Origin of the sequence: Flavobacterium sp. 40-81, assembly GCF_001898245.1 — a bacterium.
Classification (GTDB): Bacteria; Bacteroidota; Bacteroidia; order Flavobacteriales; family Flavobacteriaceae; genus Flavobacterium; species Flavobacterium inviolabile.
On record NZ_MKTM01000025.1, the window covers coordinates 1 to 21,036 of the forward strand.

18 protein-coding genes and 1 tRNA gene are annotated in these 21,036 nt (G+C 37.5%); 12 read left to right on the forward strand and 7 right to left on the reverse strand.

The annotated features are described in order from the left end of the window. Positions 1 to 692 precede the first annotated feature (692 nt). From BGO42_RS09200 to BGO42_RS09235, 8 genes are all read left to right on the forward strand, one after another. Positions 693 to 1,190 carry a hypothetical protein gene (locus BGO42_RS09200; RefSeq protein ID WP_273246886.1) on the forward strand — a complete coding sequence of 166 codons (498 nt, stop codon included), beginning with the start codon at positions 693 to 695 and terminating at the stop codon, positions 1,188 to 1,190. A gap of 211 nt (positions 1,191 to 1,401) precedes the next feature. After that, positions 1,402 to 2,766 (forward strand): hypothetical protein, encoded by a 1,365-nt coding sequence (locus BGO42_RS09205; RefSeq protein WP_273246885.1) that lies wholly within the window; start codon positions 1,402 to 1,404, stop codon positions 2,764 to 2,766. Then, complete coding sequence (locus BGO42_RS09210) at positions 2,766 to 3,806, forward strand: hypothetical protein (RefSeq protein ID WP_273246884.1); 1,041 nt, start codon at positions 2,766 to 2,768, stop codon at positions 3,804 to 3,806. Before BGO42_RS09205 ends, BGO42_RS09210 begins: the two co-directional genes overlap by 1 nt. 8 nt (positions 3,807 to 3,814) lie before the next feature. After that, positions 3,815 to 4,861: a JAB-like toxin 1 domain-containing protein gene (locus tag BGO42_RS09215; RefSeq protein WP_273246883.1), complete on the forward strand. Its 1,047-nt coding sequence runs from the start codon at positions 3,815 to 3,817 to the stop codon at positions 4,859 to 4,861. Further along, a complete protein-coding gene (locus tag BGO42_RS09220) occupies positions 4,836 to 5,396 on the forward strand; it encodes a hypothetical protein (RefSeq protein ID WP_273246882.1) in 561 nt (186 codons plus the stop codon). Before BGO42_RS09215 ends, BGO42_RS09220 begins: the two co-directional genes overlap by 26 nt. Positions 5,397 to 5,613: 217 nt before the next feature. Then, positions 5,614 to 6,243: a hypothetical protein gene (locus tag BGO42_RS09225; RefSeq protein WP_273246881.1), complete on the forward strand. Its 630-nt coding sequence runs from the start codon at positions 5,614 to 5,616 to the stop codon at positions 6,241 to 6,243. Positions 6,244 to 6,670: 427 nt separating this feature from the next. Continuing rightward, entirely contained in the window at positions 6,671 to 7,660 is a 990-nt protein-coding gene (locus tag BGO42_RS09230) for a phosphotransferase (RefSeq protein ID WP_273246880.1), read from the forward strand. Between the two features lie 393 nt (positions 7,661 to 8,053). Continuing rightward, positions 8,054 to 8,689 carry a hypothetical protein gene (locus BGO42_RS09235; protein WP_273246879.1) on the forward strand — a complete coding sequence of 212 codons (636 nt, stop codon included), beginning with the start codon at positions 8,054 to 8,056 and terminating at the stop codon, positions 8,687 to 8,689. Between the two features lie 80 nt (positions 8,690 to 8,769). On the opposite strand, the gene BGO42_RS09240 is transcribed toward BGO42_RS09235, so the two are convergent. From BGO42_RS09240 to BGO42_RS09255, 4 genes are all read right to left on the reverse strand, one after another. Then, positions 8,770 to 8,845 (reverse strand) — tRNA-His (locus tag BGO42_RS09240). 62 nt (positions 8,846 to 8,907) lie between these two features. Beyond that, positions 8,908 to 9,624 (reverse strand): bacillithiol biosynthesis deacetylase BshB1, encoded by a 717-nt coding sequence (gene bshB1, locus BGO42_RS09245; RefSeq protein ID WP_177733713.1) that lies wholly within the window; start codon positions 9,622 to 9,624, stop codon positions 8,908 to 8,910. Positions 9,625 to 9,647: 23 nt separating this feature from the next. After that, a complete protein-coding gene (locus BGO42_RS09250; RefSeq protein WP_273246878.1) occupies positions 9,648 to 10,712 on the reverse strand; it encodes an isochorismate synthase in 1,065 nt (354 codons plus the stop codon). Next, positions 10,709 to 11,137: a PaaI family thioesterase gene (locus BGO42_RS09255; protein ID WP_273246877.1), complete on the reverse strand. Its 429-nt coding sequence runs from the start codon at positions 11,135 to 11,137 to the stop codon at positions 10,709 to 10,711. Before BGO42_RS09255 ends, BGO42_RS09250 begins: the two co-directional genes overlap by 4 nt. 138 nt (positions 11,138 to 11,275) lie before the next feature. Between BGO42_RS09255 and BGO42_RS09260 the strand changes: the two genes are divergently transcribed. Together BGO42_RS09260 and purL are read left to right on the forward strand one after the other, a co-directional pair. Next, positions 11,276 to 12,829: a hypothetical protein gene (locus BGO42_RS09260; protein ID WP_273246876.1), complete on the forward strand. Its 1,554-nt coding sequence runs from the start codon at positions 11,276 to 11,278 to the stop codon at positions 12,827 to 12,829. Between the two features lie 106 nt (positions 12,830 to 12,935). Continuing rightward, a complete protein-coding gene (purL, locus tag BGO42_RS09265) occupies positions 12,936 to 16,622 on the forward strand; it encodes a phosphoribosylformylglycinamidine synthase (RefSeq protein ID WP_273246875.1) in 3,687 nt (1,228 codons plus the stop codon). A gap of 188 nt (positions 16,623 to 16,810) precedes the next feature. On the opposite strand, the gene BGO42_RS09270 is transcribed toward purL, so the two are convergent. Together BGO42_RS09270 and BGO42_RS09275 are read right to left on the reverse strand one after the other, a co-directional pair. Further along, entirely contained in the window at positions 16,811 to 17,857 is a 1,047-nt protein-coding gene (locus BGO42_RS09270; protein WP_177733703.1) for an RluA family pseudouridine synthase, read from the reverse strand. Next, on the reverse strand, positions 17,847 to 18,467 hold the full coding sequence (locus BGO42_RS09275) for a PASTA domain-containing protein (RefSeq protein ID WP_177733701.1): 621 nt from the start codon (positions 18,465 to 18,467) through the stop codon (positions 17,847 to 17,849). The genes BGO42_RS09270 and BGO42_RS09275 overlap by 11 nt, the downstream gene beginning before the upstream one ends. Before the next feature lie 144 nt (positions 18,468 to 18,611). Between BGO42_RS09275 and BGO42_RS09280 the strand changes: the two genes are divergently transcribed. Continuing rightward, positions 18,612 to 19,583 (forward strand): D-alanine--D-alanine ligase, encoded by a 972-nt coding sequence (locus tag BGO42_RS09280; RefSeq protein ID WP_273246874.1) that lies wholly within the window; start codon positions 18,612 to 18,614, stop codon positions 19,581 to 19,583. Positions 19,584 to 19,606: 23 nt separating this feature from the next. After that, positions 19,607 to 20,062 carry a pantetheine-phosphate adenylyltransferase gene (coaD, locus tag BGO42_RS09285; protein ID WP_177733697.1) on the forward strand — a complete coding sequence of 152 codons (456 nt, stop codon included), beginning with the start codon at positions 19,607 to 19,609 and terminating at the stop codon, positions 20,060 to 20,062. Positions 20,063 to 20,114: 52 nt separating this feature from the next. Here coaD and BGO42_RS09290 read toward each other — a convergent pair whose 3' ends face one another. Beyond that, a complete protein-coding gene (locus BGO42_RS09290; RefSeq protein ID WP_273246873.1) occupies positions 20,115 to 20,978 on the reverse strand; it encodes a T9SS type A sorting domain-containing protein in 864 nt (287 codons plus the stop codon). Positions 20,979 to 21,036: the final 58 nt, after the last annotated feature.

Here is a 21,036-nt window from a genome sequence, read left to right on the forward strand (position 1 = left end):
GAAACTACAGCTAATTTAAAAGCCATATTATAATCCTTTTGAGTACGCTTAACTCGCGTTGTTGTTGTGTCTTTCATAATAAGTCGATTTTGTGTCAACTTATTTCAGGACGGGACAAACAAATAAAAAAAGGCGGGACACCATGTGCCCCGCCTTTTAAATATATACGTATTATATCATTAAAAAACAGAAAAGCCTCATTATAATAATGAGGCTTTTCTTAATACCAGTTTTGTTTTTTCTTTTTGGAAAGTGTCTTTCCATCGCGTCTTTTTACATTGGATTTACCTTCAAAACTTAATTGTTTTTTCTTGCTTTTTGTAAAAAACCTAATAACTGATTCAAGTAAATTAGACATGAGAGTTTAAATTTGCTCTTCAAATGTATAAAAATTCATTAAATTAAAAATTTTTATGACTATTTTTTACATTAAAACAACATCAAATAGTAAAAAAATAATAATTAACACAATTTTTGAAAAATAAAACAATTTGTAATGATTCTAAATTATACTATTTTTCTTATATATATAAATTTATATAAGTTTTTTAATACAGTTTTTCACTTCTCCTATCCGATATCAGGTTACGGAAAACCGTAATGCCGCTGTCATACGCTTCAATAAGTTTGTACTGAACATTATGCCTTGTTCCAACAGGCATATAAAACGTATAATCTAAATATAAAAAAGTATGGCATTCATTAACAGTTTAGCAAAAGGTTTTATCAGATCGGCCGTTAACCAGGCGGGCAGGGATTATGGAAGATCCTTAAACAATCGTGTTTATACCGACTCTCAGGTCACTTCTTTAAACCTGATTTCAAATACGACCCAAAATACCGATCTGAAAGAAGAAAGGGAATATATTTATGTAAAGTTCATTTGGGCTATTATACTTTCATTAGTGTTACCGCTGGTGGGAAGTTTAATTGTCATCTACCGGGGTTATGTGAACTATACCAAAAACTATAAGATGATGTACCGTATAAAAGAGGAAATGATGTATTCCAGGGACAGAAGATTCCGGAACGGACTTAGGCCGGAAGGCTACCGCGATGTAAAGGTAAACGAGAAAGTGGCTATTGACGAACAAAAAAAAGCCAAAAACAGGTATAAGGCTATCGGCTATTTTATAATTGGAGGAGTCATTTTTACGATATACTTTATCCGTTTTTTTGTAATAAAGTAAAGATTGAGGTGGTGTTATTGATTGGATTAAACAGCATAAAAAAAGCGGCTTTAGAAATAAAGCCGCTTAAGACATTATAGCTCATTAAACATTCAAAATATACTCATTCACACTTATAAAAACATCTGCGTATTGATGCGTATTTATAAGTGCTTTATGAGAACATATTTTACTTTACATTTAAAAATCAAACAATTACAACCACAAAATTATGACCAGGACCAGACATCTTATAAATCTTCTTATACTACATTTCGGCTGTTCTGGTCTTGCTCAAAATATTCCTGAGTTACCAATGCCGAAATGGGTTACGATACCAAATTACGCTATACAGCTTAACACCATCAATCGGGGCATTCCAAAACAATCTGATTATTTTAAGCAAACTATAAGTCAAACACAGCAACAGAACGAAGCTAACATAAAAGAAATCGAATACTACATTAAACAGACAATACTGCAAAGACAAACCTATAATGCGCTTAATACAGATATCACAACCTTAAAAGCCGAGATGCTGTATTCTTTACCCTCCTGGGCTTCTCGCCCAGGAGCAGAATATTATTGTCAGGCTTTTGATAAGCTGATTTTATCAGATAGTCTGTATTCGCTTAAAGAAAATACATTTCTAATTGAAAACACCTATTACAACAATAAGCTTGACAAACAGGTATTTGACCAAACAATAAACAATTACCGTACATTTCTGATCTCAATTATGAAAGAACGTGGTTATGATACAAATAGTAATACCGCCAAAAACTTCATACTATTTCAGTTTTTTTCGGAAACATTACAGCTAAAAAAATCAAAAGAAAAACATGTACCGTTCCAATATGATTTTGACGATTATTCAGGGCTAAAAGATCATTCCAAAATGTTTATCACTAAGTTGCTTAAAACAGGAACAGGACAATGCCATTCCATGCCGCTTTTGTACCTGATACTGGCGGACGAGATCGATGCAGAAGCCTACTTATCTCTTTCTCCGAACCATTCCTATATCCGCTTTCCTGATGATAATGGCAAATGGTATAATATTGAATTGACCAACGGGATGTTCTCAACAACATCCTATATTCTACAATCGGGCTATATCAAATCCGAAGCATTGCAGAATAAAATATATATGCAGAATTTAAGCCGTAAAGAACTTATGGCACAACAGCTTGCTGATTTAGCCCAAGGTTATATTCATAAATTCGGTTATGATGAATTTATAACCAAGGTAATTGATAAAGCTTTGCAACTTCATCCGAACAGTATCAATGCGAATATGATTAAAGCCAATCTTGATACAGCTCGTTTTGAATACGTAATGAAGCAACTAAACATTAATCCACGTGATCACCAACAACTTCAACAGATTGGATATTTCCCAAAAGCAGTTGAATTGTTGAACATGGTTAACGAACAATATAATGCTGTTGACAATCTTGGTTATGACCCCATGCCTGCCGAAGCTTATCAGAAATGGTTACAGGCTATGAAGAATACCGAGCAGAAACAAGAAAACGACAGAATACAAAAAATGTTTAACGGGCTTAATGCTAAAGCCAAAACCTTGCGTAATTAATGAAGCCGTTCATAATTTTATTCTTTTTTCTGATAAGCGCGACCAACATTATAGCGCAAGACCAGCAAAAGGCTTACGAAGACAGTTTTACGCTTTTAAACAGTATGTTGAAAGGCGAAAGAACGTACAGCTTTAAAAAGGCGGTATTTTCGGTGGAGAATGCTTATTTCAACGGACATATTGATACCGTTTTTGTAAACCGAGAAATCCAAATCCTAACCAGTCTTTGTCATTCTTTGGTTGAGAATAGATTTTTAGCTTATCTCGAAAACGACAGGAAAGACGTAAATAAATGGGCTGCTACCTATCAGGTTTTATGTGACAGTATTCCATTAGTAATTAATGACAAGGAATATAAATACATTCCTTTCCAATATGATTTTGAGGATGTATTCGGCAGTAAAGACATCGCCAATATGTTTGTATCAAAACTGCTTTACTCCAGAAAAGGGAATTGTCATTCACTCCCCTATCTGTACAAAATTTTATGCGAAGAACAGGGAACATCTGCACATTTAGCCCTTGCGCCAAGCCATGTCTATATCAAGCATCAAAACAAAGCGAATGGTTGGTATAACACCGAGCTAACAAGCGGAATATTCCCGAATGACGCTTGGCTGATGGCCTCCGGATTTATTCATGTAGATGCCATTACAAACGGGGTTTACATGAAAGCTCTGAACGACAAAGAAAGTATTGCACTTGTATTGATTGACCTTGCACAAGCTTACGAAAGATCATTCCCTTACAATGACGGCACTTTCCTTTTAAAATGTGCTGAAACCGCAATCAAGGCTTACCCGAACTTTGCAACAGCGTTAATTCTAAAAGCCGAAGTCCATAAAAAACAGCTTGAACAGGAAACCGATACGGAAAAAGCAAAAAAGAAATTCCGTTCATTAGAAAAAGAATATGCCTATATCCATGAATCAGGCTATCGGTTTATGCCGGAACAAATGTATTTGAACTGGTTAGTGTCACTCAAAACCGAAAGAGATAAATATGAAAATAAAAAATTGAATACTTTTAACAAACAATAAAACCAAACATGAAACAGTTTTATTTTATTATGATATGTTTGCTTGTTTCCGGTGTAATTATCGCACAGGAAAAAACAAAGCTTCCCAATGAAGAAAAGGAACGCAGGGAAAAGAATATACAGGCTGCCAATCCTTTTGCTAAATTCGGCTATAAGGCAAGAATTGCTACCTTAAGTAAAGGAAAATACCTTGAAGTACACGACCTGGATAGCATTGTAACGATAGGCTCGGTTCGTTTCCATGTGGATAGAAAAGAGATTGTCGGTATTATAGAACCTGACAGGATTAACGGTGAATATACAAGACCTGTCGGTGATATTGCCAGCCGATGGTTATCGCCAGATCCATTAGCGGAGGAATTTCCTAGTTGGTCGCCTTATACGTTTGTATTTAACAATCCTGTTTATTTTATTGACCCGGATGGTATGCAGGCTATAGAAAATGATTCTACTTATGGAGTAGATAATAAAGGAAATATTAATAAAATTGATGATAAAGTATATTATGATAAAGATGGAAAAGAAATAGATAAATTAATCAGGGGTAATACTGCTAATTATAATAGTAAAGGGGAATTAACAAATAAAAGTGTTGATGTTTCCAAAGGTGTTTTAGATAATAAGCAAGATTTAAGTATGAAGGATAGTAAAAACAATGCAGTTAAGGGATATAGCCTTGACTTTGGAAAAAATCAATCTGAAGCTAAAAACGTTTTTGAATTCTTAGCAGATAAAGTCAATGTTGAATTTTCTTTAATTACTATTTCTAATCCTGAAAATGCTTCCAATCAGAAAAGCATGATATTAACATCTCAAATAGAAGATCGAGATTATTTTGGGGCTGATTTAGCTAATAAATACTCTAAATCTGGATTCCTTAAAGAGCATACACATAGTCATCCATATTATGATGGTCCTGGAGCTTCTAATGCTGATCAACGTTTTCGGTCAGTTATAGATCAAAACATAAAAAATCTTAAAGAGACAACTCCTAACAAGAAAATCAACGAACCCAAATTCAATGTATATCATGGATTTAAATATAACCCTTATTAAAATGGTAAGATTCAAAGCTATTATTTTGCTTACCCTTATCATCTTTTTACTTGATTCATGTTCCATAAAAAGAATGGAGAATTTTCAGGTAGAAAACAATAAAGAACTAATCACAACTCGGAAATTTATTATAAGCAATCACAATTTTAAAAAGTTAATTTTGAGTTCTAAAGAGCGCTTTAAAAAAAGATATAAGAAAGAACCAAATTCAATTACAATTTCATTATTAAAAAAAGACAATCAATTTATTGTAGAAATAATCAATTCCGAATATTTATACAATAATAAAGAAGAAAAAGATTTTATGAACGAATCATTCTTTGCTGGTATGTTGATTGACAATACACTTATTCTAATAAAAAACTCAGGAGATTATTATCTTGAAAAAGGACTAATCAATATAGAAAATGAATCAACTTCTTTCAAAACTTATTATGGGAATAGTATAAATTCATGTCTACAAACGTTTAAAATATTAGATAATAATTATGTTCTAATTAATAATAGCTGTGCATCTGATATTTATACTGAATAAAATTGATTGTAGTGATAAAAGTTAATATTTAATTAATGAATTTATTTTCTTTTTAGACATCAAATATTTAATAAAGAAGGAAACAAATTTCCTTCTTTATTAAACAATTACAGGATGAATTGGGATTGAATTTGAGCTTTAAAACATATACTGCAACAACAAATCTAGCTACGCGGGATGAGGAAATATTTAAAATCAGGAAATTAATCCATACAAGATGAAAAATAAAACTTTAATTCTACCATTTTTGTTTATTGGGTTACTTTCAAACTGTCAAAATAAAAATACAGTTGTGAAAAATAATGTAAATAATGTTGAAAAAAAAAGTGCAAATGATTGTAAAGCAATCTTTCGTAAGTTCAACGAAAAGTTAGTGGTAGAAGAAAATGATAGTGCTTTGTATTATCTTGATAAGGCTATTGAATGTGACCCGAAAAATAACAGTTTCAAGTATAGTAAAGTCAAATTTTTAACGAATATAAAAAAATACGAAGATGCAATTAAACAATTGGATGAGTTAACTTCCAATAGTACTGATCCTTCTTTAAAAATGCAAAAAGGGATTCTTAAGCTGAAAATTAATGCAGTTGATTCAAAAAATGTATTAGAAAAATGCTACGCAGAATTCAATCAGATTGAAAAGCCAACATCTAGCAATTCATTATATAAAATAGCGTTAGATAATTACTTTAAAGGAAAGGAATATTCTCTGAATGAAATTAAAAAATTCAGACAGGAGTATATGGGTAAACCTTATGAAACGGATAATATTAATGCTTTGGAGGAATTAATAAAAAAAGAAAGCAAAGAAAATGTTCTTTTTAAGTTATTTGATATAAACGATTAATAAAATTTTAAAGCGTTCCGACATCCTGAAACGAACCACAAACGGGTAATGTATAACGAGTTGAATAAGGATTGTAAATAGTCCTTATAATTTGTTGTACTCTATAAAAAACCTGTACTCTATAATTGCACAGGCTTTCGTTGTTTTGGATATATGATTGGCCTGAACCCACAATATTCGGTACCTTAATTCAATAAAGATTTAATAGAAAATATTAACACTGATTTTCGGCACTTTAAAATATAGGTATTATATTCAAAAACTATTGTTTAATCAAAATATAATTCAGATAATTTCAGATAAAAAACAAGAATCATCTTAACTTAGTGCATCTTTATACAAAATACAAAGATGATTGACGCAATGCGTAAATTAGAGGGTTAGCCGTCATGTACAACAACCGTAACCAATAGACAAACAAAGATTGATGACAGAAAAATTTTCGACAATTAACAGCACACTTTCGCCAAATGGACTTAGTGAACTTATCAGGCAAAAATATGGACTAAGCGACAAAACGGAATGTAGCATCTTCCGCCTTGCAATGAACCATTTATACCTAGTTCATGATGACGAAAACAAATACGTTTTTAGAGTTTATACCTGGAATTGGCGGACAAAATCAGAAATAGAAGAAGAATTAAGACTTTTAGTTCATCTTAAAGAAAATGACAAACAGGTTGCTTATCCAATAGTAGACAAATCAAACGAATACATACAAGAAATTGAAGCGCCGGAAGGAAAAAGATTTGGTGTTTTATTTTCATATGCCAAAGGCAACAAGACAGCAAGATTTTCGGCTGAAACAAGTTTCTTAATTGGACAAGCATTAGCCAAAGTCCATCAATCGACAGAAAATTTTGAATTGTCGAGAATGTCTTATAATTCTCAAAACTTACTTGACAACTCTATTATAAGAATAAAAAAGTTCTTCGCTAAAGCCAACAGCGAAACTGATTTTTTGGAAAAACTCTCAATTTTCTTAACATCGAAAATGCCCGGAATGGACAAACAAAAAATGAGATATGGAAGCGTTCATCTTGATGTTTGGTTTGACAATTTACATATTTACGATGAAAAAGACGTGACCTTTTTTGACTTTGATTTTTGTGGAAACGGCTATTTATGTTTTGACATTTCTTATTTTTTATACCAGTTGCTTGCAACAAATTTAAACGAAGAAGAATATCAGATAAAAGCCGAACGTTTTTTAAAAGGTTACGAATCCGTAATTGAGATTAGTGATGAAGAAAAAAAGTTTTTGCCTTTTGCCTGTTTAGCAATTATGACCTATTACATAAGTGTTCAGTGTGACAGATTTGAATATTGGACTAATATTTTCTTAAATGAAGACCATTTAAAGCGAATGGTAGGAAATATGAAACGGTGGATGGCTTATAATAAAATTGAAATGTAATAACAATTGAAAAACAACGAACGGCTCACAAATTTTTTAGCTCTCATGGGTGAAATCAGAATAAATTGGAGCAATTGTCCGGTAAACAGGACAATAATGTTGATGCTAATAAGATTTGCCTTGAAGAAAAAGCGTTTTACGAACTTGTAGAACAAAAAAACACCATCATCGGAATATATTAAATGTTTTCAGTTAGGTATGATGCAATACGAAGTCGAAAAAAAGATAGAGCGCAATATGATTTTTTTAAAGGACAGACCTGGTATAGATAACGACTATAGAAAAGATAGAGATGTTGATATGGAAAGATAATAATCAATTCCACTATTTACACCTCCTTTTTTAATCTGTCTGATACTAAGCAATAAATATTAATTTAATAATGAGGAAAATATGAAACAGGATTTAGTTTGGTATGCCGTATATGGGTCAAATTTGCATGAGGATCGTTTTATGTGTTACATTAAAGGAGGTAAGCCTTCCGGAAGTAATAAAGACTATGAGCCTTGCAATGATATATCTAATCCGGTCAAAACACTTCAATATAAAATAAACTATGAACTAATATTTTCTAAAAATTCTAAGACATGGCAAAATGGCGGCGTGGCTTTTATAAATAAGATTAAAAACTATGAACAAAACACATATGCAAAATTGTATTTAATCACCAAAGAACAATTCAATCATATAGCAAAGGGTGAAACAAGTTCAACTGAGAGAATAAATATTGATTTTGAAAATACAATTAGTACCGGATCTTCAGTATTCAAGCAGCATTCATGGTATGGTATGGCATTATATATAGGTGAAATAGAGGGTTATCCTATTTTAACTCTGACAAGTGAGTATGAATTAAAAGATTTTAAGAAACCAAGCTCCGATTATCTTAGCCAAATTATAAAGGGTTTAAAAGAAACACATTCATTATCTCATGATGATATTTTTGAATATCTGAAATCTAAAAATGGTATCCTAAAAGAATATCTGGATTCAGAACTTAGTTCCATTATCAGTAAAGTTCTAGGATAATAAAACTTAAAAATGTTCTACCTATGTTGTACCCAATAAAAAAGCCTGTGCTTTATATCGCACAGGCTTTCGTTGTTTAAGGGTGAATGATGGGTCTCGAACCCACGACCTTCGGAACCACAATCCGACGCTCTAACCAACTGAGCTACAATCACCATTTGATTACGGGTGCAAATATACGCCATTTCCCATATCCTGCAAATATTTTTTAAAGAAAATTATATTAAATTTTCTAAACTATTGACAGCCAAATACCTCTCTGCCGTAAAACCTTCACCAAAATCGGTCCCGATTAGTCTTCCCAGGTCCTGAGAGCGGTAATTCAGGCTTTCCAAAAAGTTTTTTGTGGCTATCGGCGTCACCGGTTCGTTAGAATTCGGCTCATAAAACTGGGAACTGTATGCCATTATTGCGGCAACCTTTGTATCCATAAACCCGGTTACGTCCACTACAAAATCGGGAGTGATGTTTTTCCATTGTATATAATGGTACACTACTTTTGGTCGCCAGGCTTCCTGAGCTGCACCGTCCACTTCCGTTTCGATACGTCGCAATCCGGATAAAAAGCAGGCATCCGAAACCAGCTTGCTGCCTTTTCCATGGTCGATGTGACGGTCGTCAACAGCATTGCACAATACTATTTCAGGACGGTACTTGCGAAGCATTTTAATGATCTCCAATTGGTGCTTTTCATCGTTTACAAAAAAGCCGTCACGGAACCTAAGATTCTCTCTTACGGCAATCCCTAATATCTCCCCCGCTTTACGCGCTTCTTCATCGCGTATTTCGGCAGAACCGCGCGTTCCCAATTCCCCGCGGGTTAAATCAACAATGCCTACTTTTTTCCCTAAGGATATTTCTTTTGCTATGGTAGCGCCACAACCCAACTCTACATCGTCAGGATGTGCTCCAAAAGCCAGTATATCTAATTTCATTTTTAAATCTTTATATCATACTATTATAGCAACACTTTTTTCATCGTCATGGATTTGTTCAGCGTCTCGAAAAACTCTTTTTCAGGATCACTGTCCTTTGTAATACCACAACCGATAAAAAGGTGTACATTTTCTTTTTTTAACTTCATGCATCTCAAATTGACATACAAATCGGAATGCTCACTCCTTCCGGTCGAAAAATTCTTGTTGAGCTCTCCCAAAAAACCGGAATAAAATTCCCGGTCGTAACCTTCATTTTCAAGAATAAAATCTTTGGCAAGATGTTTCGGCAAACCGCAGACAGCCGGCGTGGGATGCAAAATTTCCACAACCTGTTTCAGGCTTTCCTTATCGTTTAACCGCGCCGAAATATCCGTTTTGATATGCAGCAGATTCCCCGCCCGTGCCGTATACGGACTGGATACCACTTCCTCCGAAACACGGTCTTTAAGCTTATCCAGAATAAACTCGGTTACAAAATGCTGCTCCTCTATTTCTTTTGGTTCCCAAACCACATTCTCCGTTCCTTCATATAACTGCGTTCCGGCAAGTGCCACCGTTTGCAGCTGGTAGTCCTTCACTTTTAACAGCTGTTCCGGAGTTGCTCCCATCCACATCCCTACTTTGGGATGGTAAAAGCAATACTTAAAGGCATTAGGATAATTAGACAGCAGCCTGTTAAACAAATACTCTGTTTCCTTATTTTCAACCGCTACTTTCTCTTTGCGGGACAAAACCACTTTTTGGAAATATCCTGACTGTATCGCTGCTACCCCTTTGTCGACCAGTGCCTCAAAATCGGCTTTAGCCTCCTGCTCAAAATCCTTTGGAATATTTACCTCTTCCGGCAACGCATTCTTTTCATATTTTTCAATGATGATTTCCGCATAATCCTCCGGAATTAAAACATAATTCTCCCCGTCGAAGGGTGCAAAAACAAATCCCGTTTCGGCAAACGTTTCGGCATGATACAAATGATCATTGCTCTGAAACAAGCCAACTATTTCATCGGAACCGGGTTTGGAATAGATCACAAAGGGCAAATTTATCCCTTGCTGTATCTTTACTTTAAGGAATAAATCGGTCATGACTCTCTTTTTGGTAAAACCATATTGGTGAGCTTACACAGGGAGATCAGGCTCCCTTCTTCGTCGGTAATTTTAATTTCCCATAAATGAAGACTTCTTCCTTTATGTATGATCCGGGCAGTTCCGTAAACGATTCCCTCTCGTTTGCTTTTTAAATGATTGGCCGAAATTTCAATCCCTCTTACCTCTTGCTTTTCAGGATTTACAAACATAATAGAAGCGGCACTTCCCACGCTTTCTGCCAGGGCAACCGACGCCCCTCCGTGTAATAAGCCCATCGGCTGGTGTACTCTTGGATTAACAGGCATTTTGGCTACTAAAAAATCTTCTCCGGCATCTATATATTCTATTTCTAAAGTTTGCATCAAAGTGTTCTTCGACAAATGATTGCAAAGTTGCAGTACTTTTTCTTTATCAAATGACATAGTGTAGTTTTTGAAGGGTAAAAATACAAAATCAAAATCGAAGAGAGAATAAATTACCTTGCTTAACGTTATAGATAAATTCTCTTTTAAGTATAATTTAACATCTAAAAATTAGTATTTTTACCAAAATTCAAAACCATGCGCCATTATTACTATTTTCTTTTAGTGACTATATTAATCTCTTTGAGTTCCTGCCGTAACGATTTCTCGTTTGAACCCAGCAGCGGAAATTTAGAATTTTCTAAAGAAACGGTTTATCTGGATACCGTTTTTACCAATATTGGTTCCAGCACCTATACTTTAAAAGTATACAACCGCAGTAATAAGGATATCAAAATCCCGAGTGTACGCTTAGGAGAAGGAGAAAATTCAAAATACCGTTTAATGGTCGACGGTATGCCCGGTAAAGTATTCAACAATGTAGAACTACTGGCAAAAGACAGTATGTATATTTTTGTGGAAACCACCATCAATTATAATGAGTACGCCAATCCGGATGCCCAGTATTTATATACCGATAAAATCGAATTTGATTATGGTGCCAACTATCAGAAAGTAGACCTGATAACGCTGGTTAAAGATGCCTATTTTATCTATCCGGGACGTACGAACGGTATTTACGAACAGGTGGAAGCCGGTATCGACAACGAAGGCAACATCCTTACCACACGAGGCCGGAACCTAAATGAGGTGCATCCTGATAACGGGAATGAATTCCTTTGGAAAAAAGACAAACCTTATGTAATATACGGCTATGCCGCTGTTCCAACCGGAAAAACACTGACAGTTGAAGCCGGTGCCCGGATCCATTTTCATGCCGAATCCGGACTGATCGTACAAACCGGAGGCAGCTTAAAAGTGGAAGGTTCAAAATCGACAACGGAAGCCTTAGAAAATGAAGTTATTTTCCAGGGAGATCGTTTAGAACAGGATTTCTCTGAAATTCCGGGACAATGGGGAACTATCTGGCTGCGCAACGGCAGTACCGGACACCATTTAAAAAACCTGACCATTAAAAATGCCGTTGTAGGCTTATTAACCGAAGGAAATGACGGTACAGACGAAACATTGAAACTGACCAACGTTCAGATATACAACAGTGCCAACGTTGGCCTGTTGGCCCGTAATGCCCATATTAAAGGGGATAATGTTGTAATCAATAAAGCCGGACAGGCCGGATTAGCCTGTACCTATGGCGGGAAATATGCATTCCGTCAATCCACCTTTGCCAACTACTGGTCCCGCCCGAACCAGGTTGCAGTTGCAGTCGACAACGGTCCTGCCGAACAGCCGGTTGCTTTGGAAGCAGCCCAGTTTGACAACTGTATTATCTTCGGTTCCAGCAATATTTCGCTTTCAATGAGTAAAAATCCTGCCTCAGCTTTTAACTATAAATTCAACAACTGCCTGATTAAATTCTTTGATGTAGCACAACAGTACACCAACAATAGCCTATACCCTATTGCCAATACAACAGATTACGCAAATTGCCGTATTGCTGTAAATTCCAACAGCAATTCTTTTAAACCGGAATTCAAAAACACCGCTAAAAACCAGCTGAACATCGGAGAAAACTCCAGTGCCAGAGGATATGGTGTAGCGGTAGCCAATCCGTTTTTAGAAGATATCTTAGGAAATTCCAGACCAAACGGGGGTTCCGATCTGGGAGCTTATCAATATATTCCGGAATAAAACCCCGGTAAAATATTCCTTAATTAATTCTGATTTCAAAATTGGCTAATTGACCGAATTAGATTAATTTTGCATTTTTAAAAACAACACACAAACAACACACACAATGATTCATTTCTTCGGAAACCAGACCAATACGGTTTTTGCAGTACAATCGCAAAGCGAGCTTTCTGCTCAGGACATTACGAAATTAAACTGGCTGTTTGCAAGCGCTACTGAAAACCCTTGCACAGTTCTTAACGATACAAAGGCATCTCTGGATGCTTTTTTTGTTGGCCCACGTGCAGCAATGATCACACCGTGGAGTACCAATGCCGTTGAGATCACCCAGAATATGGGTATTTCGGGCATTATCCGGATTGAGGAATTTGAAAAAGTAACGGAAGATTTTAACGATTTCGATCCGATGCTTTTCCAGAAATATACTGCGCTTCACCAGGATATTTACACGATCAACATCCAGCCGGAACCTATTTTGGAAATTGAGGACATCGCAGCCTACAACCAAAAAGAAGGATTGGCATTAAGTCAGGAAGAAGTGGATTACCTGAACAACTTAGCCGTAAAATTAGGGCGCAAGTTAACCGATTCGGAAGTATTCGGATTCTCACAGGTAAATTCGGAGCACTGCCGTCACAAAATTTTCAACGGAACATTTGTGATTGACGGTGAAGAAAAACCGACTTCCCTATTCAAATTAATCAAAAAAACATCCGAAACACATCCAAACGATATCGTTTCGGCCTATAAAGATAACGTGGCTTTCGTAAAAGGGCCGCGCGTACAGCAGTTTGCACCTAAAACCGCCGACAAACCGGATTTTTATGCCATTCAGGAATTTGATTCGGTTATTTCGTTAAAAGCGGAAACACACAACTTCCCTACCACGGTAGAGCCTTTCAACGGGGCGGCAACCGGTTCGGGAGGAGAGATCCGTGACCGTTTGGCAGGTGGCCAGGGTTCTTTGCCATTGGCAGGAACAGCGGTGTATATGACTTCATATTCCCGTCTGGAAGAAAACCGTCCGTGGGAAAATGCCATGAACGAAAGAAAATGGTTGTACCAGACTCCAATGGACATCCTGATCAAGGCTTCCAACGGAGCTTCCGACTTTGGAAACAAATTCGGACAGCCGTTAATTACCGGTTCGGTATTGACTTTTGAACACGAAGAAGATGCCCGCAAATTAGGTTTCGACAAAGTGATCATGCTAGCCGGAGGAATCGGATACGGAAAAGAAAGCCAGGCAAAAAAACAAAAACCCGCTGTAGGTGACAAAGTAGTCATTTTAGGTGGTGAAAATTATAGAATCGGAATGGGTGGTGCTGCTGTTTCATCGGCAGATACCGGAGCTTTCGGTTCAGGAATTGAATTAAATGCGATCCAGCGTTCCAATCCGGAAATGCAGAAACGTGCTGCCAATGCCGTTCGCGGATTAGTGGAAAGCGATCACAATCCTATTGTTTCCATCCACGATCACGGTGCCGGCGGACATTTGAACTGTCTATCGGAATTGGTGGAAGAAACCGGTGGAAAAATCGATCTGGACAAACTTCCTGTTGGTGATCCTACTCTTTCTGCTAAAGAAATCATCGGAAACGAATCACAGGAACGTATGGGATTGGTTATCGGTGAAAAAGATTTGGAAACGCTACAGCGTATTGCCGACAGGGAACGTTCGCCAATGTATGCTGTGGGTGACGTAACCGGTGATCATCGTTTTACTTTCGAATCGGCTTCTACGGGTGCCAAACCAATGGATTTTGCTTTGGAAGACATGTTTGGAAGTTCTCCGAAAGTGATCATGAACGACAGCACCATCGACAGAAAATATCAGGATTTAGAGTATACAACAGCCAATATCCCTGCCTATTTAAACCAGGTTTTACAATTGGAAGCCGTAGCGTCAAAAGACTGGCTGACCAATAAAGTAGACCGTTGTGTGGGCGGACGTGTTGCCAAACAGCAATGTGCCGGACCATTACAGTTACCATTAAACAACGTGGGTGTAATGGCTTTGGATTTCCAGGGAAAAGAAGGGGTTGCGACCACTATCGGGCATTCGCCGGTTTCGGCTTTGGTTAATCCGGTGGCGGGCAGCCGTAACGCTATCGCAGAAGCTTTATCAAACATTGTCTGGGCACCGTTAAAAGACGGACTGAAAAGTGTTTCATTATCTGCTAACTGGATGTGGGCTTGTAAAAACGAAGGTGAAGACGCCCGTTTGTATGAAGCGGTAAAAGGCTGTTCCGATTTTGCTATCGAATTGGGCATCAATATTCCAACCGGGAAAGACTCCCTTTCCATGAAACAAAAATATCCGAACGACGAAGTAATTGCACCGGGAACGGTTATTATTTCTGCCGGAGGAAATTGTGCTGACATTACTAAAATTGTGGAGCCTGTTTTACAACGAAACGGCGGAAGCATTTATTATATCAACCTGTCTCAGGACAGCTTTAAATTAGGAGGTTCTTCTTTTGCTCAGATTTTAAATAAAATCGGTGAAGAAGTACCAACGATCACCAATGCCGGTTACTTCAAAAAGGTATTCAACACTATCCAGGATTTAATCAAGGCCGGTAACATTAAAGCCGGACACGACATCGGAAGCGGCGGTTTAATCACTACCCTTTTGGAAATGTGTTTTGCAGATGTAAATCTGGGTGCTGCTTACGATTTATCCTCTTTACAAGAACAGGATACCGTTAAAGCCCTATTCAACGAAAACATCGGATTGGTTTTCCAGGCAGATGCTGAAGCTGAAACAGTGCTAAACAACAACGGTATTGAATTCTTTAAAATTGGTGAGGTAACGGAAATCAATACCGTAACCATTACCAATAATGAAGACGTTTTTGCATTCAATGTTACGGAACTGAGAGATACCTGGTACAAAACCTCTTTCCTTTTAGACCAGAAACAGTCTAAAAACGGAATGGCGCAGGAACGTTATAACAATTATAAAAACCAGCCGCTAAACTATACTTTCCCGTTACATTTCGACGGTAAGAAACCGGTTATCGACGCATCAAAACCACGTCCGAAAGCCGCTATCATCCGTGAGAAAGGAAGTAATTCCGAGCGTGAAATGGCAAATGCGATGTATTTAGCCGGATTTGACGTAAAAGACGTGCACATGACCGACCTGATTACCGGGCGTGAAACATTGGAAGATATCCAGTTTATCGGTGCCGTAGGAGGTTTCTCCAACTCAGATGTTTTAGGTTCTGCCAAAGGCTGGGCCGGTGCTTTCCTATACAATGAAAAAGCCAATACGGCATTGAAAAACTTCTTTAAGCGTGACAATACGCTTTCGGTAGGTATCTGTAACGGCTGCCAGTTATTTATGGAGCTGGAATTAGTCAACCCGGAACACGAAGTACACGGAAAAATGCACCACAATACAAGTGCAAAACACGAAAGTATCTTTACTTCCGTTACCGTTCAGCCAAACAACTCGGTAATGTTATCCACATTAGCAGGAAGCACATTAGGGGTTTGGGTTTCACACGGTGAAGGAAAATTCAAATTACCGTATGCAGAAGAACAGTACAATATTGTTTCCAAATATGCTTACGACAGCTATCCGGCAAATCCAAACGGTTCGGATTATAACACTGCAATGATGTGCGACACTACCGGTCGTCACCTGGTAATGATGCCGCATATCGAGCGTTCCACGTTCCCTTGGAACTGGGCACATTATCCGGCAGGACAGCAGGATGAAGTATCGCCATGGCACGAAGCATTTGTAAATGCCCGTAAATGGATCGACAATAAAAACAAATAAAAACAAAAACGCCCCGAATCATCGGGGCGTTTTTAAATAGTAGAGGACTGATTTGAGATATTTGATATAATGACGTTTGATTTGAGATATATGAGATACGAAGTTTGAGATATGGGATTTGATTTGATATAAAAAATAAGGCGGGCAAATTTATTTTGCCCGCCTTATTTTTTATATCAATGTACTTATTACTCTTCTTCTTCCACAGTGTGGGATTTGGAGTACACTCTCCACTTTTCAATACATTCCTGCATATCCTGCGGCAATTCGGTATCAAATCGCATAAACTCTTTGGTTACCGGATGCTCGAAGCCTAATGTTTTAGCATGCAGTGCCTGTCTTGGCAAAGTCTTAAAACAGTTGTCAATAAACTGTTTGTATTTTGTAAAGGTAGTACCTTTCAAAATCAGGTGTCCGCCATAACGCTCATCGTTAAATAAGGTATGTCCGATATATTTCATATGGGCACGGATCTGATGGGTACGACCGGTTTCCAGTATACAGGAAACCAATGTTACATATCCGAAACGTTCCAACACTTTATAATGCGTTACCGCATGTTTTCCAAACTCTTCACTGTCATAAACCGACATTTGCATACGGTCTTTCATGTGACGTCCGATATAGCCTTCAATCGTTCCTTCCTCCTCTTCAATATTCCCCCAAACCAGGGCAACATATTCTCTTTCGGAAGTTTTATCGGCAAACTGTTTCGTCAAGTAAGCCATCGCCATATCTGTTTTGGCTACCACTAACAATCCGGTAGTATCTTTATCAATACGGTGTACCAATCCCGGACGCTCACTGCTGTTTAGCGGCAGGTTCTCAAAATGATAAGCCAGCGCATTTACCAGAGTTCCGGTATAGTTACCGTGTCCCGGATGGACTACCAGTCCGGCAGGTTTATTGATTACCAGCAATTGATCATCTTCAAAAACAATATCCAGCGGAATATTCTCCGGAATAATCACATTTTCAAACGGCGGCTGTTCCATTAACACACGCACCACATCAAATGCTTTTACTTTATAATTGGATTTTACAGGGATATCGTTCACAAAAATGTTTCCATTTGTTGCCGCCTGCTGTATTTTATTTCTTGTTGCATTCTCAACAAGATTCATTAAAAATTTATCCACGCGCAAAGGAGCCTGCCCTTTTGCCGCTTCAAAACGATAATGTTCAAATAATTCACCGTCTAAATCGGCTTCTTCGTTTATATTATTATTCTGCATTACTTTCTGTTGTATTTTCTTTTACAGGAATACTATCCGTTGCTGTTTCCTCTACAAATCCTGTTTTACCGTCTCCCAAAACCAAATCGATTTTTGAAGCTTTCAATACTTTATCGCCGGCTTTTAACTGTTTTCCACCCTGTTTCATCTCCAAAACAACATCTTTAGCCATATACGGAACATATTTCACGTTTCCTTCTTCCAGGCCTAAAGCCCGTAAAGTTGACAGCGACTGACGGTATGTTTTCTGGATAAGATCCGGCATGGTCACTTGCGAGTAACCGCCAGAGTTAATCTTAACATACACTTTTCTGCCGTCTTTTACCGTTACTCCCGGCAACGGATCCTGCTCTACTATGGAATAAGGCGGGAAATCGGCTTTGAAATCAACAGTATCCAGTAAATGAATTTCCAAATCAATGTCATTTAACTTCTCCTCTGCTTTATCAATAGTCATTTTTGACAAATTAGGAACCGGGATTTCTTCCCCGTGATTGGTAGCATATCCTAACCATTGCATCACTAATACCACGAATACAATCAGGATAATCAGTGCTAATGCTAAATTTTTAAAGAATGTAAAACTGGTTAAAAACTTTTTCCAACTCATAAATAATCGAATTTTGGCAAATATATAAAATACTAAAGGTTTTTACTTTCTTTAAAGCCTTATATTTTATTATTCAATCCGGAATGATTCAACAAATAATAATACTTTTGTAATATACTTAACTAATAATTCAAACGTAGCAAAATGAAAAATGTTGCCATTATTATGGGAGGATATTCCAGTGAATATCAAATCTCTTTAACAAGTGGAAATGTAGTCTATAAATTTCTGGACCAGTCAAAATACAACGCCTACCGCATCCATATTTTTAAGGACAAATGGGTAATGGTAGACGAAAATGATGCTGAATTTCCGGTAAACCGTCATGATTTCTCTGTGGAGTATAAAGGTGTAAAATTACAATTTGATGTGGTTTTCAATGCGATACACGGAACTCCGGGCGAAGACGGTTTAATGCAGGCTTATTTTGAATTATTAGGTATTCCGCAAACGTCCTGCGATTATTACCAGGCTGCTTTAACGTTTAACAAAAGAGATTTACTATCTGTATTAAAACCATACGGCATCAAAACGGCTACTTCTTTTTACCTAAACGAAGGCGATAGCATTGATGAACAAACAATCATCAAAACCGTAGGGCTGCCTTGTTTTGTAAAGCCAAATAAAGCCGGTTCCAGCTTTGGAATTTCCAAAGTAAAGTCGGTGGAAGAATTATTACCGGCAATTGCAAACGCCTATAAAGAAGATAACGAAATTATCATTGAAAGCTTTCTGGACGGAACCGAAGTTTCGGTGGGTGTAATCAACTATAAAGGGGTGACTACGGTACTTCCGATAACGGAAATCGTTTCCGAAAATGATTTCTTTGATTATGAAGCAAAATACCTGGGCAAATCCCAGGAAATCACTCCGGCAAGAATTTCACCGGAAATGACCGAAAAAGTAAGCGCGGTAGCCAAACGCGCCTATGATGTTTTAAAAATGAAAGGTTTTTCCCGTAGTGAGTTTATCATTGTTAACGACGAACCGTATATGCTGGAAATGAATACGATTCCCGGATTAACAACCGAAAGTATTTTACCGCAACAGGCAAAAGCAGCAGGAATTTCTCTAACCGAATTGTTTGACAATGCTATCGTATTAGCATTACAATAATTCCAACGCAAAAAACCAACCAAATGAGAAAAGCAATATTTCCCGGTTCATTCGACCCGATCACTCTGGGACATTATGATATTATTAAAAGAGCCCTTCCGCTATTTGATGAAATCATCGTCGCCATTGGGGTCAATGCCGAAAAAAAATACATGTTCTCTTTAGAAACGCGTCAAAAATTCATTGAAGATGCTTTTCAAAATGAACCGAAAGTTTCGGTAGTGACCTATCAGGGATTAACAATTGACCTGTGCCAGAAGTTAAACGCACAGTTTATTCTCCGTGGACTTCGCAATCCAGCGGATTTTGAATTTGAAAAAGCAATTGCCCATACCAACAGAAAGTTATCCCATATTGAAACGGTATTTCTATTAACGGCCGCCAGTACTTCCTATATCAGTTCCAGCATTGTCCGCGATGTTATCCGTAACGGCGGTGATTATACTGTTTTAGTACCGGATTCGGTAAAAATAAAATAAAAAAGAAGCGCCTGTCCGGGCGCTTCTTTACTTTTTGTCATGCGGGAAACGTTTACTGTTTCACGATTTTTTTCACTAAGTTTCCTTCAGCCGTTTCCAGATTCAACAGGTAAACACCCGTTGCAAAACCGGAAATATCAATTTTGCTTCCTGTATTGGTTTTTAAAGCAAATTGTTTACCGGTGATATCAACCAGCGTTGCTTTCTGGATCTCCAATTCGTTTGGCAGCTCTACTGTAAACAATCCTGACGTCGGATTAGGATAAACCATTACTGATTTTGAGGCAAATTCATTAACACCCAATGTCGTTCCTACCGCATTGATAACCATGTGTACATTTGGAAAACCGGTTCCCACCGCTGCCACATCTGTTGGCGTTGTTATCGAACAGGTAGTCGAAGCAATATAGCTTGGTCCTGTTTGTCCGGCCGAATTGGATCCTAAAATGATTCGGATACCGGATCCGGTTGCCGCTGCGGCATATCCTACTTCCACGATTAACGTTGCATTTGCAGGAACTGTAGCCGTTAACGGAACGGAAACAATAGTACCCACATTTGCAGTCTGAACGGTATAATCCGCCTGTCCTAACAAAGTATATCCGGTATTCGGGAACCCTGCAGGGAAAGCAGCCGTTGTACTGTATGCCTTAACGGTCACTACATAACTGCTGGCTCCGGTCAGGGAATTAACGCCAAACTGGATCGCCGACAAATTAAAAGCAGCCGTAACCCCCAATGCATTCAGGTTAAAACTTCTGTAATACCTGTTGTCACTGGATGTTGCCGTAGTACTGTTACCACAAGCTACTGTATTTCCATTGATTGCCTGCGAATTAGAATGTGTGAGCACAATTTGCGCCTCAACTGCAAAAGACATTAAAAAAAACAAGCATAAAAGAGTAATTTTTTTCATATTTTTATTTTTTAATTGATTAAGCAACACTAAGCTAACGATAAAAAAACAGAATACC